This window comes from Acidiphilium cryptum JF-5, from assembly GCF_000016725.1.
Taxonomy (GTDB): Bacteria; Pseudomonadota; Alphaproteobacteria; order Acetobacterales; family Acetobacteraceae; genus Acidiphilium; species Acidiphilium multivorum.
In genome coordinates this window covers 1910422-1923034 of record NC_009484.1, presented here as the reverse complement: position 1 = coordinate 1923034, position 12613 = coordinate 1910422, and the positions used below count along the sequence as shown (strand labels likewise).

General features: G+C 67.7%; 13 protein-coding genes. 7 read left to right on the top strand and 6 right to left on the bottom strand.

Going from position 1 to position 12613, the window contains the following annotated elements:
* Window positions 1-139 precede the first annotated feature (139 nt).
* From adh to ACRY_RS20425, 6 genes are all read left to right on the top strand, one after another.
* On the top strand, window positions 140-1672 hold the full coding sequence (gene adh / locus ACRY_RS11155) for an aldehyde dehydrogenase (RefSeq protein WP_011942458.1): 1533 nt from the start codon (window positions 140-142) through the stop codon (window positions 1670-1672).
* A 2-nt stretch (window positions 1673-1674) separates the two neighbouring features.
* Entirely contained in the window at window positions 1675-2064 is a 390-nt protein-coding gene (locus tag ACRY_RS11150; RefSeq protein WP_043509159.1) for a DUF779 domain-containing protein, read from the top strand.
* 62 nt (window positions 2065-2126) lie between these two features.
* Complete coding sequence (locus ACRY_RS11145; protein ID WP_011942456.1) at window positions 2127-3839, top strand: methanol/ethanol family PQQ-dependent dehydrogenase; 1713 nt, start codon at window positions 2127-2129, stop codon at window positions 3837-3839.
* Window positions 3832-4620 (top strand): transporter substrate-binding domain-containing protein, encoded by a 789-nt coding sequence (locus ACRY_RS11140; protein ID WP_011942455.1) that lies wholly within the window; start codon window positions 3832-3834, stop codon window positions 4618-4620. Before ACRY_RS11145 ends, ACRY_RS11140 begins: the two co-directional genes overlap by 8 nt.
* 52 nt (window positions 4621-4672) lie before the next feature.
* Window positions 4673-5113 (top strand): c-type cytochrome, encoded by a 441-nt coding sequence (locus ACRY_RS11135; RefSeq protein ID WP_011942454.1) that lies wholly within the window; start codon window positions 4673-4675, stop codon window positions 5111-5113.
* 272 nt (window positions 5114-5385) lie between these two features.
* The gene (locus ACRY_RS20425) at window positions 5386-6189 is read left to right on the top strand and encodes a helix-turn-helix transcriptional regulator (protein WP_011942453.1); all 804 of its coding nucleotides are present in this window, start codon (window positions 5386-5388) and stop codon (window positions 6187-6189) included.
* A gap of 15 nt (window positions 6190-6204) precedes the next feature.
* On the opposite strand, the gene ACRY_RS11125 is transcribed toward ACRY_RS20425, so the two are convergent.
* Entirely contained in the window at window positions 6205-6906 is a 702-nt protein-coding gene (locus ACRY_RS11125) for a hypothetical protein (RefSeq protein ID WP_007423116.1), read from the bottom strand.
* A gap of 414 nt (window positions 6907-7320) precedes the next feature.
* Between ACRY_RS11125 and ACRY_RS20245 the strand changes: the two genes are divergently transcribed.
* On the top strand, window positions 7321-8061 hold the full coding sequence (locus tag ACRY_RS20245; protein ID WP_011942451.1) for a PEP-CTERM sorting domain-containing protein: 741 nt from the start codon (window positions 7321-7323) through the stop codon (window positions 8059-8061).
* Between the two features lie 114 nt (window positions 8062-8175).
* On the opposite strand, the gene ACRY_RS11115 is transcribed toward ACRY_RS20245, so the two are convergent.
* From ACRY_RS11115 to ACRY_RS11095, 5 genes are all read right to left on the bottom strand, one after another.
* Window positions 8176-8919 (bottom strand): SDR family NAD(P)-dependent oxidoreductase, encoded by a 744-nt coding sequence (locus tag ACRY_RS11115; protein ID WP_011942450.1) that lies wholly within the window; start codon window positions 8917-8919, stop codon window positions 8176-8178.
* 61 nt (window positions 8920-8980) lie between these two features.
* Window positions 8981-10048 carry an alkene reductase gene (locus ACRY_RS11110; RefSeq protein WP_011942449.1) on the bottom strand — a complete coding sequence of 356 codons (1068 nt, stop codon included), beginning with the start codon at window positions 10046-10048 and terminating at the stop codon, window positions 8981-8983.
* Window positions 10049-10078: 30 nt separating this feature from the next.
* Window positions 10079-10426, bottom strand: a complete 348-nt coding sequence (locus tag ACRY_RS11105; RefSeq protein WP_007422929.1) for an ArsR/SmtB family transcription factor — start codon at window positions 10424-10426, stop codon at window positions 10079-10081.
* Window positions 10427-10528: 102 nt separating this feature from the next.
* The gene (gene gltA, locus ACRY_RS11100) at window positions 10529-11848 is read right to left on the bottom strand and encodes a citrate synthase (protein ID WP_007422930.1); all 1320 of its coding nucleotides are present in this window, start codon (window positions 11846-11848) and stop codon (window positions 10529-10531) included.
* A 143-nt stretch (window positions 11849-11991) separates the two neighbouring features.
* The gene (locus tag ACRY_RS11095) at window positions 11992-12510 is read right to left on the bottom strand and encodes a SixA phosphatase family protein (RefSeq protein WP_011942448.1); all 519 of its coding nucleotides are present in this window, start codon (window positions 12508-12510) and stop codon (window positions 11992-11994) included.
* Window positions 12511-12613: the final 103 nt, after the last annotated feature.

Sequence of the window (12613 nt, the reverse complement as noted above, 5' to 3'; positions counted from 1 at the left end):
CCTGTCCCGCGCCCGGCGCGCCCGGCACGCCGGCGGGCGGATTCGGCCGCGTCCCGGCCTTGGCACGGCGCTTGCAGTCCTCCCTGGCGAAGCAACCAGCGCGGCCCGGAACGTCGGGCCGCAGGACGGAGGAAGACCAATGCCCGACGGCGCCATTCGCCCCTCGCCCGGAACCGCACCCGGCGGATTCACCTTCAAGCCCCGCTACGACAATTTCATCGGCGGCCGCTTCGTCGCCCCGGCCGAGGGCCGCTACTTCGCCAACGTCACCCCGGTGACCGGCCACGCCTTCACCGAGGTCGCCCGGTCGAGCGAGGTCGATATCGAGCACGCGCTCGACGCCGCCCACGCCGCCGCCGAGTCCTGGGGCCGCACCGCCCCGGCCGAGCGCGCCCTGATGCTCAACCGCATCGCCGACCGGATGGAGGAAAACCTCGCCCTCCTCGCCTATGTCGAGACGGTCGACAACGGCAAGCCGATCCGCGAGACCACCGCGGCCGACATTCCGCTCGCCATCGACCACTTCCGCTATTTCGCGAGTTGCATCCGCGCCCAGGAAGGCACGCTCTCGGAAATCGACCACAACACCGTGGCCTACCACTTCCACGAGCCGCTCGGCGTCGTCGGCCAGATCATCCCCTGGAACTTCCCGATCCTGATGGCGGCCTGGAAGCTCGCCCCGGCGCTGGCGGCGGGCAACTGCGTCGTCCTCAAGCCGGCCGAGCAGACCCCGGTCAGCATCCTCGTCCTCGCCGAGCTGATCGCCGACCTGCTGCCGCCCGGCGTGCTCAACATCGTCAACGGCTTCGGCCTCGAGGCCGGCAAGCCGCTCGCCTCCTCCAGCCGCATCGCCAAGATCGCCTTCACCGGCGAGACCACGACCGGCCGGCTGATCATGCAATATGCCAGCCACAACCTGATCCCGGTCACGCTGGAGCTCGGCGGCAAGTCGCCCAACATCTTCTTCGCCGACGTCGCCGCCGAGGATGACGATTTCCTCGACAAGGCGCTGGAAGGCTTCGCGATGTTCGCGCTCAATCAGGGCGAGGTCTGCACCTGCCCGTCGCGCGCGCTGATCCATGAAAGCCTCTACGACCGCTTCATGGAGCGCGCCGTCCCCCGCGTGCAGGCGATCCGCCAGGACAGCCCGCTGGATGCGGCGACGATGGTCGGCGCCCAGGCCTCCAGCGAGCAGGTCGAGAAGATCCTCTCCTATCTCGACATCGGCCGCCAGGAAGGAGCGGAAGTGCTCACCGGCGGCGGCCGCGCCGCGCTCGGCGGCGAGCTCGCGGACGGGTTCTACGTCCAGCCCACCATCTTCCGCGGCCACAACCGGATGCGGATCTTCCAGGAGGAAATCTTCGGCCCCGTCGTCTCGGTGACGACCTTCAAGGACGAGGCCGAGGCGCTCGCCATCGCCAACGACACGCTCTACGGCCTCGGCGCCGGTGTCTGGACGCGCGATGCCAACCGCGCCTACCGCTTCGGCCGCGGCATCAAGGCCGGCCGCGTCTGGACCAACTGTTATCACCTCTACCCGGCGCACGCGGCGTTCGGCGGCTACAAGCAGTCCGGCATCGGCCGCGAGACGCACCGGATGATGCTCGACCACTACCAGCAGACCAAGAACATGCTGGTTAGCTACGACCCGAAGAAGCTCGGCTTCTTCTGACCATGACGGGTCCGGGTTCCATCCCGCGCGTGACCGCGACGCCATCGGCCCTCGCGCTGATCGCCGAGCTGACGGCGCGTCACGGCCCGGTCCTGTTCCACCAGTCGGGCGGCTGCTGCGACGGTTCGGCGCCGATGTGCTACCCGCAGGCGGATTTCGTCGTTTCCCCTGACGATATCTGCCTCGGCGTCATCGGCGGCGCGCCGTTCCACATCAGCGCGTCGCAGTTCGAGTACTGGCGTCACACCCAGCTCGTCATCGACGTCGTCGAGGGGATCGGCGGCATGTTCTCGCTCGACAACGGCACCGGGCTGCGCTTTCATGTGCGCTCGCGGCTGTTCTCTGGAGAGGAAGCCGCGATGCTCGCCGCCGCCCGGGCTCCCCTAACCTGACGGCGCACCAAACCGCCGCTCTTTGATCCTGACAACACCAGAAACCTCTTAGGGAGATCTTCATGAAGTCCAGATTTGCCAGAACCGGAACCGCGCTGATCGGCGCCCTCGCCGGCACGCTGCTCGCCGCCGGCGCCGCCTCGGCCCAGCCCGCCTACCCGAGCGTTACCCAGGCCCGGCTCGACAACGCCGCCGCCTCGAAGGGCTGGCTGATGTTCAACCGCAGCTACGCCGGCGACGATTACGCGCCGTTTGCGCAGATCAACACGAAGAACGTCGCCTCGCTGAAACCCGCGTGGTCGTCTGCGAAAATCGACATCCCCAACGGCTTCGAGGGCACGCCGATCGTCAATGGCGACTACATGTTCGCCACCACTCCGCTCGACCATCTCATCGCCTTCAACGCGAAGACCGGCCAGAAACTCTGGGAATACGACTACGACCTGCCGAAGACCGCGCTGAAGACGGTCTGCTGCGACGTGAACAACCGCGGCGTCGCCGTCTACGGCAACGAAGTGTTCATGGGCACGCTGGACAATCACGTCCTCGCCTTAGATGCGACGACCGGCAAGGTGCTGTGGAACGTCGCGCTCGAGAAGCCGGGCATCGGCTACTCGATCTCCGAGGCCCCGATGATCGTCGACGGCAAGGTGATCATCGGCTCCGGCGGCGGCGAATACGGCGCCCGCGGCTTCATCGTCGGGCTCGACGCGCAGACCGGCAAGCTGCTCTGGAAGACCTACACGATTCCCTCGCCGAGCGAGCCCGGCGGCAAGACCTGGCCGGCCGGCGCCTACAAGCACGGCGGCGGCAGCCCGTGGATGACCGGCACCTACGATCCGAAGACCAAGCAGCTCTTCTGGGGTGTGGGCAATCCGGGCCCGTGGCTCGCCTCGATGCGCCCGGGCAACAACCTGTATTCGGACAGCGTCATCGCGATCGATCCCAATACCGGCGCCATCAAGTGGCACTACCAGTACACCCGCAACGACACCTGGGACTATGACGGCGTGAACACCGCCCAGCTCGCCGACATCACCTACAAGGGCAAGCCCTACCACGCCCTGGTCGAGGCCAACCGCAACGGCTATTTCTACGCGATCAACCGCGAGACCGGGAAGCTGATCTACGCCGTGCCCTTCGTGCACGACACCTCGATCATCGGGATCAAGGACGGCCAGGCCGTCAACAACATGAAGCTGCGCCCCGCGCTCGACAAGCAGATCTTCACCTGCCCGAGCTTCCTCGGCGGCAAGAACTGGTGGCCCGGCGCGGTCGATCCCGCGACCAACATGGCCTATGTGCCGACGCTGCACGCCTGCATGACGATGAAGGGCGTTCCGGTCAGCTACGCCGCGGGCCTGCCCTATCTCGGCGAAACCTTCGAGATGAAGCCGGACCCCGCCTCGCCGCACCACATGGGCTCGATCCAGGCGATCGATCTGTCCACCGGCAAGCAGGTCTGGCAGCACCGCACGAAGGAGCCGTGGGACGGCGGCGCGATGGCGACCTCCGGCGGCCTCGTCTTCTCCGGCACGGCGGACGGCCATCTCTACGCCTTCGACGCCAAGACCGGAAAGATCCTGTGGAAGAGCCCCTATCTCGGCTCCGGCATCATCGCCAACCCGATGTCCTACGAGATCGACGGCAAGCAGTATGTCGCGGTCTGGTCGGGCTGGGGCGGCGTGTGGCCGCTGTGGTCGGGCAAGCTCGGCGCCTCGCTCGCCAAGGCGCCGCGCGGCGGCCAGCTCCATGTCTTCGCGCTCAATGGCTGAGCGCAGGCACCCCCGGCCGCTTCGGCGGCCGGGCCTTCTCCGCGCCGCGCTGGCCGGCATCGTGCTGGCGGCGTGCGGCATCGCCTCCGCCCGCGCCGCCGGCCCCACGGTCTGCATCGACCGCGCCAACCCGATGCAGCGTGTCGATCGCGCGCTCACCGCCGCCATCGGCCGGCTCGACGGCGTCGCCCCGCGCATCGTCAGCATCGACACGCGTGACGGCACCGATGCGCTGAATGCGAAGAAGCCGCGCTTCTTCAGCATGCTTGCCCGCCAGCGCTGCGACCTCGTGATGGGCTTCCCGGTCGAGACCGGCGATCCGGCGCTGCCGCCCGGCGTCGCCGCGACGCATCCCTATGTGAAGACCGGCTTCGTCATCGCCGGCGAAGCGCCGCCGCCCGCCTTCTCGCGCCTCGCCCCGGGCACGCAGGTTGGCGTCGTCTATCTCACCGTGCCGACGACCTATTTCGGCGCGGGGCCCGGCGCGCGCCTCGCCGAGCACCAGTATTCCACGCCCGCGCACGTGCTCGCCGCCCTCAAGCGGCACGAGATCGCCTATGCCCTGCTCTGGCAGCCGCTGCTCGAACAGGCCCTGGCGCGGGACGGAATGCACCTCCATCAGCGCGCGCTCCGCCAGCCGCACGCCAACTGGTCGGTCGTCGCCCTCTACGCGCCGACCGCCTCCGGCCGCGCCGCGGCCCGCCGCTTCGATGCGGCGCTCGCCCATCTCGCGAAGGACGGAACCCTTGCCCGTCTCGTCGCCCCCTACCATACCCCGTGACTCGCGGCGGGCAGGCTCGCCCGCCGGTTCACCCGCTGAAAGGATACCCCTGATGCTCCGACGCCTCTCCCGCACCCTGCGCCGCCCGGATGCGCGCCTGCTCGCCGGTCTCGCCGCGGCGGGTTTCTGCACCGCGATCGCCGCCGCCGCCCCGCTTCCCGCCCTCTACACCAAGGCCCAGGCCAAGGCCGGGCACGAGGCCTTCGAGACCCATTGCTCGATGTGCCACGGCAAGAACCTGCAGGGCATCAGCGGCCCCGCCCTGGTCGGCCAGGGCTTCGCCAGCGCCTCGAACAACTACACCGTCGCCGCGATCTTCGACGAGCTGTCGCAGCAGATGCCGGCCGGCGCCCCCGGCAGCCTGCCGCACAAGGACTATGCCGACATCATGGCCTTCATCCTGAGCAAGAACGGCTACCCCGCCGGCAAGACGGCGCTGACCTATTCCGCCGCCCAGTCCTCGACCGCGAAACTGGTCTCCCAGGTGAAATGACTCGGGCCGCAAGCCGGCGGCCGGCCCTGCGCCGGCCGTCGGCGCGGCATCCCTTCATTTCTCGAAAATAACGACAAATCCCATAGAGCGTTACAGTCCGTCGCGTTATTTCGATATTTCGAGACTTACATGCATCGGTCTCCCGGACGGTCACCTTGTATTACAATTCTTAATCCCGGCAATATCATTTCCGATTTATTTATTGTCCGAATAGATGGCGGAAATGAACCGCCGACATTCGTCATTTTGCAATATTTCCGGGAAGACTCGAAATGCAGCAGAATAATACCGAAAAAGGGTCGGTCGCGACGCCGTTCGTGCCCTTTCTGGCGCGATCGCTGGAGCGTCCGCGCCTCCCTTATTCATCATCGCCCGTCCGCGCCGCCGCGGTCGAGGCGGCGGTGCCGGGGCGCACCCGGATCGGCCTCGTCGATTCCTCGCGGCTGACGCGCGAATGCCTCGCCAGCGCCCTCGTCGCCCAGGGCGCCGATTTCGCGGTCCGCAGCTTCGTCACCGCCGAGGACTGCATCGATGCGGCCGGCGAGGGGTTCGATCTCCTGCTCTGCCACGCGCATGAGGACGGGCCGGCGGCGAAGGCCGTCCTCGCCGACATCGCCGCCCTGCGCGAGGCCTTTCCCGGCCTGCCGATCGTCGTCCTGCACGATGCCGCCGAGACGCCCGACACCGGCTTCGTCCGCCTCCTGTTCCAGGAAGGCGCGCAGGGCTTCGTCCCGACCCGCATGGTCGGCATCCCGCTCGCCGTCGCCGCCATCCGCTTCGTCCAGGCGGGCGGCCGGTTCGCCCCGGTCGATCTCCTGCTCGACGACCGTCCGCCGCCCCCCTCCGGCTTCGCGCCGGGCGACGATTTCCTGACGCCGCGCCAGAAGCTCGTCTTCGCCCATCTGCGCCAGGGCAAGGCGAACAAGATCATCGCCTACGAGCTGGGCGTCAGCGAAAGCACGGTGAAGGTCCACATCAAGAACATCATGCGCAAGATCGGCGCCACCAACCGCACCCAGGCGGTCTACAAGGCGCAGTCTGCGCTGCTGCGCGCCTTCGCGCCGGATGCGGGCTGAGGCCGCGCGTCCGGTTCAGTCGGGCAGGTCGAGATCGCCCTCGACGATCCTGGTCCCGCCGCAGACGAAGCCGCCGCTCGCGGTCACCGAGGGCGTGCCAGGCGCGTAGCTGGCCTGGCCCGCCCCATAGGGCGTCCGGTTGGCGATGGTCGGCGGCGCCGGCGAAAATCCGGCCTCGCACTGGCGCGACAGCGCGGTGATCGACAGGCCGCTCGCCGTCACGAAGGCGGGGCTGAACGCGTAACCGTCGCGGAACTCGGCGCCGCTCGCGCCGATGGCGCCGGAACTGTCCGTGTTCGCCATCATCACCGCGTAGATCGACGCGACCCCCATGCTGGTCTCAAGGATCATCCGCCCGTCGGTGTCCGGGGCGACGCTGAGCGGCCCGGATGGCCCCGTGATCCCGCCGGTCCCGCAGGCATAGATCGGCGCCGTCCACTGCCCCGCGGCACCCGGCCCCGCGGCCGGCGCCTGGCAGAACGCCTTGCCGATCCCGCTCGACTGCATCGTCACCGCGACCGGGGGGATGCTGAGGTCGATCGTGTTGCCGGTCATGCCGGTCAGTTCGGCCAGCGCCCAGAGTGTCGCGAGAACGATGGCGGATGCCGCCGGAATGCCCAGCGAATCCGGCGAATTCCGCAGCTTGCGGCCCACCTGCACGACAACCAGCTGTCCCAGCGCCCGCCATGACAGGATCGTCGGATCGCCAATGCTCACGCGGTCACCGGAGTGTATGATTTCCGAGGCCATTGCCGAAATTTAACACTGGATTTACCTCGGGAACAACCAAAAACTTCGTGACATCGCCGGCGCCACCCGCATTGCGTGCAGGATGTTGCGGCGTCACATGATGTCCGGCGGCCAACTGCCTGACGGGCATGGCTTCCGCCGCCCGCATCCGCGACGCGGCGGCGACGGACCGCGCCGGATGGGCAGGGGATGAACCGGAAACCGAGCAAGATGCTCACGAACGCGTGAAATCTGCGTGTCGGAAAATTTTACACACCACCCCGTTCATGCCAACGGTTCGCTAATAAACAATTGAAAAATAATGATAATATTTTCTGGCATCGTTTTTGCTTATGCCTTTGCCAGAGAGCTAGCATGCAATTCCGAGAGAGGGCTATCGTCATGAATTTGAAGACCCGGCTTTTCCCAGCGGTGCGAACCGCCGCGATCGCCCTGGCCGGCCTGATCGCCACCGCCACCGCCGCCCAGGCCGGCGCGATCGCGAACCCGATCAGCCAGCTCAGCGCGACCTATTATTCAGTGCCGAACGGTATCGCCGATTTTGGCAATGACCCCATCAAGGCCATACCGAACGACGTCAAGTCCACCCTTGGCCCTGACGGTCTGCCGGTCAACAACGCCAACTACCAGAACGTGAATGGCGCCGGCGAACTGCAATGGTGGCAGAGCCAGTACGAGACCGGCACCGGAACCGTCACGTTGCCGATCAATAACCCTTCCAATTACTTCCCGCCGAACGGCACCGGCCTCAATGATTCGACGCACTTCCTGACCGCGATCTTCCGTGGGACGTTCACGATCGCCAGCGCCGAGAAGCTCAGCTTCACCATGGCGGCCGATGACGATGCCTACCTGTTCATCGACAACAAGCTCGTCGCCGATATCGGCGGCATCCAGGCGCTGTCTCCGCTGAACTACTCATCGGCCATGCTGGGAGCCGGGATGCATACGCTCACCCTCTTCTATGCCGACCGGCATACCGTCCAGGCAGGCCTGACGCTCGCCTTGAACACCCAGGGCGTCACGATCACCGCCGTGCCGGAACCCGGCTCGCTCGCCCTTCTCGGCACCGGCCTGCTCGGCATCGGCCTGGTGGCGCGCCGCCGTCGCCGCCGCGGCTGAACCGCCCGCCGCACGACCGCGTCATGCCTCGCGGCGCCTCCGGGCGGCGCGAGGCTCCTGTCCGACCCGCATCCCGCCCGGCGCGAGACGCCCTGTCCGGTCCCCCGGATCGGATCAGAGCATCTGCCCGCCATCGACGACGATGTTCTGCCCCGTCACCCAGCGCGCCGCCGGCGAGCCGAGGAACATCGCCACCTCGGCGATTTCCTCCGCGGTGCCGAACCGCCCGAACGGAATCGAGGCGAGGGTCGCCTCGTAGAGTTTCGGATTGGTCTCCTTGCGCTGCTCCCACAGCCCGCCGGGAAACGCGATCGAGCCGGGCGAGATCGCATTCACCCGGATCCGCTTCGGCGCCAGCGTCGCCGCCTGCGACATCGTGTAGTTGATCACCGCGGCCTTCACCGCCGCGTAGGGCAGGCTGCGGGTCGAGGCGCGCAGGCCGGAAATCGAGGCGATGTTGACGATCGCGGCCCCCTCGGCGGCCTCCAGGAAGGGCAGGGCGGCATGGCTCGCCCGCACCACCGCCATCACGTCCACCCCGATCGAGGCGGCCCATCCCGCCTCGTCATCGGTCATCCCGAAGCCCGAGGCATTGTTCACGAGAATGTCGATGCCGCCCAGCGAAGCGGCCGCCTCCGGCACGAAACGGGCGATCTGTTCCGCCTCGGCAAGGTCGCAGGGGGCGGCGAACACGCGCCCGCCATGCCCGGCGATCTCGCGCCGCGCCACCTCCAGCGCTTCGGCGCCGCGCGCGCAGATCGCGACCGCGGCCCCCTCGGCGGCAAACCCCATCGCGATGGCGAGGCCGATTCCCCGGCTGCCGCCCATCACCACGACCTTCCTGCCCGCAAACCGCATCGCCCGCTCCTCGCCTTGATGTTGTGGCAGGGCCGGGGCAAACGCGCCCCGGCCCGCCGGTTCAGGCCGCCTTCTGCTTCGCGGCCGTCGGATAGTCGGTATAGCCCTCGGCGCCGCCCTGGTAGAAGGTCGACATGTCGGGCGGGTTCAGCGCCAGCCCGTCGCGGAACCGCTCCACCAGGTCCGGGTTCGCGATATAGAGCTGTCCGAACGCCACCGCGTCCACCTCGCCCGCCTCGATCGCCGCCTCGGCGGTCTCGCGGGTGAACTTCTCGTTGGCGATATACACGCCGCCGAACGCCGCCTTCAGCTGCGGCCCGATCCAGTCCGCCGCCTTGTGCTCGCGCGCCGCGATGAAGGCGATCTTCCGCTTGCCGAGTTCGGTGGCGACATGGGTGAACAGCGCCAGCTTGTCGGAATCGCCCATCGTGTGCGCATCGCCGCGCGGGGCGAGATGCACGCCCACCCGGTCGGCACCCCAGACGCCGATGGCCGCGTCCGTCACCTCCAGCAGCAGCCGCGCGCGGTTCGCGATCGAACCGCCATACTGGTCGGTCCGCTTGTTGGTCGAATCCTGCAGGAACTGGTCGAGCAGGTAGCCGTTCGCGCCATGGATCTCGACGCCGTCGAACCCGGCCGCCTTGGCGTTCCGCGCCGCGGCCCGGTAGGCCTCGATCACGCCCGGAATCTCCTCGGTCTCCAGCGCGCGCGGCGTCACGAAGGGCCGCTCCGGCCGCACCAGGCTCACATGCCCGCCGGCCGCGATCGCGCTCGGCGCCACCGGCAGTTCGCCGTTGAGGAAGATCGGGTCGGAAATCCGCCCGACATGCCAGAGCTGGGCGAGGATGATGCCGCCCTCGCGATGCACCGCCTCGGTGACGATGCGCCAGCCCGCCACCTGCTCCTCGGACCACAGGCCCGGCGTCGCGGCATAGCCGACGCCCATCGGCGTCACCGAGGTCGCCTCGGAGAGGATCATCCCGGCGCCGGCGCGCTGGGCGTAATACTGCGCCATCAGCGCGTTGGGCAGGCGCGCCTCGCCGGCCCGCGCGCGGGTCAGCGGCGCCATGACGATGCGGTTGCGCAGGGTGAAGGCGCCGGCCCGCAGGGGTTCGAACAGTTTCGACATTGATCAGCCTTTCCGGTTGATGCTGCGAATTCAGGGAGTGGGTTCGGGCCGATCGAGGGATTTCGCGAGTCCCCTGATCAGCGCGTCGATCGCGCCGTCATTGCGCCGGTAGAACACGAAGGTTCCGACCCGCCTGGTCTCGACCAGCCCCGCCGCGTGAAGGGCGGCGAGATGGGCCGAGATGCTCGATTGCGACAGCGGGCAGCTCCGCTCGATCGCCCCCGCGCACACGCCGAAGGAGAGCGGGTGCTCCTGCCCGGCGAAATGCCGTTCGGGTTCGGCGAGCTTGGCGAGAATCGCGCGCCGCACCGGATGCACCAGGGCCTTCAGCCCCTCGTCCAGATCCGGTGCGTGGTCATGATCGGCATCGATCGTCATGCGACGATAAATGGATCGGGTTCACCCGATATGAAGATCGGGGATTTGCGAACTTGCGCAGGGCAGGGATGCGCGCCGGCAGCCCGGCGCGCATCGCGGGCATCAGCCCCGCTGGTCGATCGAGACGTAGTCGCGCCGCGGCGCCCCGGTATAGAGCTGGCGCGGCCGGCCGATCCGCTGCGACGGGTCGGCGATCATTTCCATCCACTGGCTGATCCAGCCGGTGGTGCGCGCCAGGGCGAAGAGCGGGGTGAACATCGTGGTCGGGAAGCCCATCGCCTTGAGGATGATGCCCGAATAGAAATCGACGTTCGGATACAGCTTGCGCGAGACGAAATAATCGTCGTCCAGCGCGATCTTTTCAAGCTCCATCGCCAGTTCCAGCAGCGGCTCGTGCTTGATGCCGAGCTCGCCCAGCACCTCGTGGCAGGTCTGCTGCATGATCTTCGCGCGCGGGTCGAAGTTCTTGTACACCCGGTGGCCGAAGCCCATCAGCTTGGTGTGGCTGTTCTTGTCCTTCACCTCGGCGATGAAGGCCGGGATGTTGTCCTTGTGCCCGATCTCGCCGAGCATCTTCAGCACCGCCTCGTTGGCGCCGCCATGCGCCGGCCCCCAGAGCGCGGCGATGCCGGCGGCGATGCAGGCGAAGGGGTTGGCCCCGGTCGAGCCGGCGAGCCGCACGGTCGAGGTCGAGGCGTTCTGCTCATGATCGGCGTGCAGGATCAGGATGCGGTCCATCGCCCGCTCCAGGATCGGGTTCTTCCGGTACGGCTCCGGCGGCACCGCGTTGATCATGTAGAGGAAGTTCTCCGCATAGGAGAGATCGTTGCGCGGATACATGAAGGGCTGGCCGGTGGAGTATTTGTGGGCCCAGGCGGTGATGGTCGGGATCTTGGCGATCAGCCGGAACGCGCTGATCTCGCGCTCCCGCGCGTCGTTCACGTTCACGCTTTCCGGATAGAAGGCCGAGAGCGCGCCGACCACGCCGCACAGCACCGCCATCGGGTGGGCGTCGCGCCGGAACCCGTCGAAGAAGCGGCGCACCTGCTCGTGCAGCATCGTGTGCATGGTCACGCCGCGGTTGAACGACTCGAACTCCGCGGCCGTCGGCAGCTCGCCGTAGAGCAGCAGGTGCGCGACCTCGAGAAAGGTCGATTTCTCGGCGAGCTGGTCGATCGGGTAGCCGCGATACAGCAGCACCCCCTCATCGCCGTCGATATAGGTGATCTTGCTCTCGCAGGAGGCGGTCTCGCCATAGCCGGGGTCGAAGGTGAAGATCCCGGTCTGCGCCTGGAGCTTGCGGATATCGGCGACCTGCGGGCCGAGCGTGCCGTTCAGGAGCGGGAGTTCGGCCGTCTTGTTGCTGCCGGGTATCGTGAGCGTCGCGTGCGTCGCGCGCGCGCCTTCGGTCGTGCTGCTCATGGTCAAGATTCCTCTAATGTCCGGTCGAACCGTCCTGATCCGCGCCCTAGTCAGGGGCTGAGACTAATCGGTCTGAGTTCCCATTCTGTAAATCCTTCCGGGACAATCGCGCAACCTTCGCGCCTGCAACATGACACTCATGTTCAGCCGGGAGGAGGCGGATCGATCACCCGCTGCAGCCGCGCGCCAGCCGGCCGCAGGTCCCGCCAGGGGGTGAGAACGAGGAATTCCGCCGCCCGCATGGTCGGGAATCCCTCCTCCAGCCGCGCATGCGCCGCGTCGCGCGCCTGCGCGCCCGAGGCCAGCATCAGCGCCAGCTCGTGCAGCCCCGGATTATGGCCGACCAGCATCACGCTCAGCATCGTCTCGCGCAGCTCGCGCAGGATTTCCAGCAGCCGCGCCGCCGGCGCCATGTAGAGCGTCTCCATCACCTCGATGTTCGGCGTCCGGTCCTCCCAGAACGCCACGCCCTCCAGCGTCTCGCGCGTCCGCCGCGCCGAGGAGACCAGCACCACGTCCGGCTCGATCGCGAGGCCGCGCAGCCGGTTGCGCATCCGCCGCGCCGCCTCGCGCCCGGCCGGGCTGAGCGCGCGATCGTGATCGGCCTGGTCGTCGCGGGCCCGTTCGGCCTTGGCGTGGCGCATGAGAATGAGCTGGTGCATGAATCTCTTTCGCGGCAGGGGTTGGCGGGGGCGTTTATGCGCGGCTCCGCCCTCGCGATCCAGAGCGCGTGCCCTATTTATTGCATCGGAGCGTTGCGCGGCC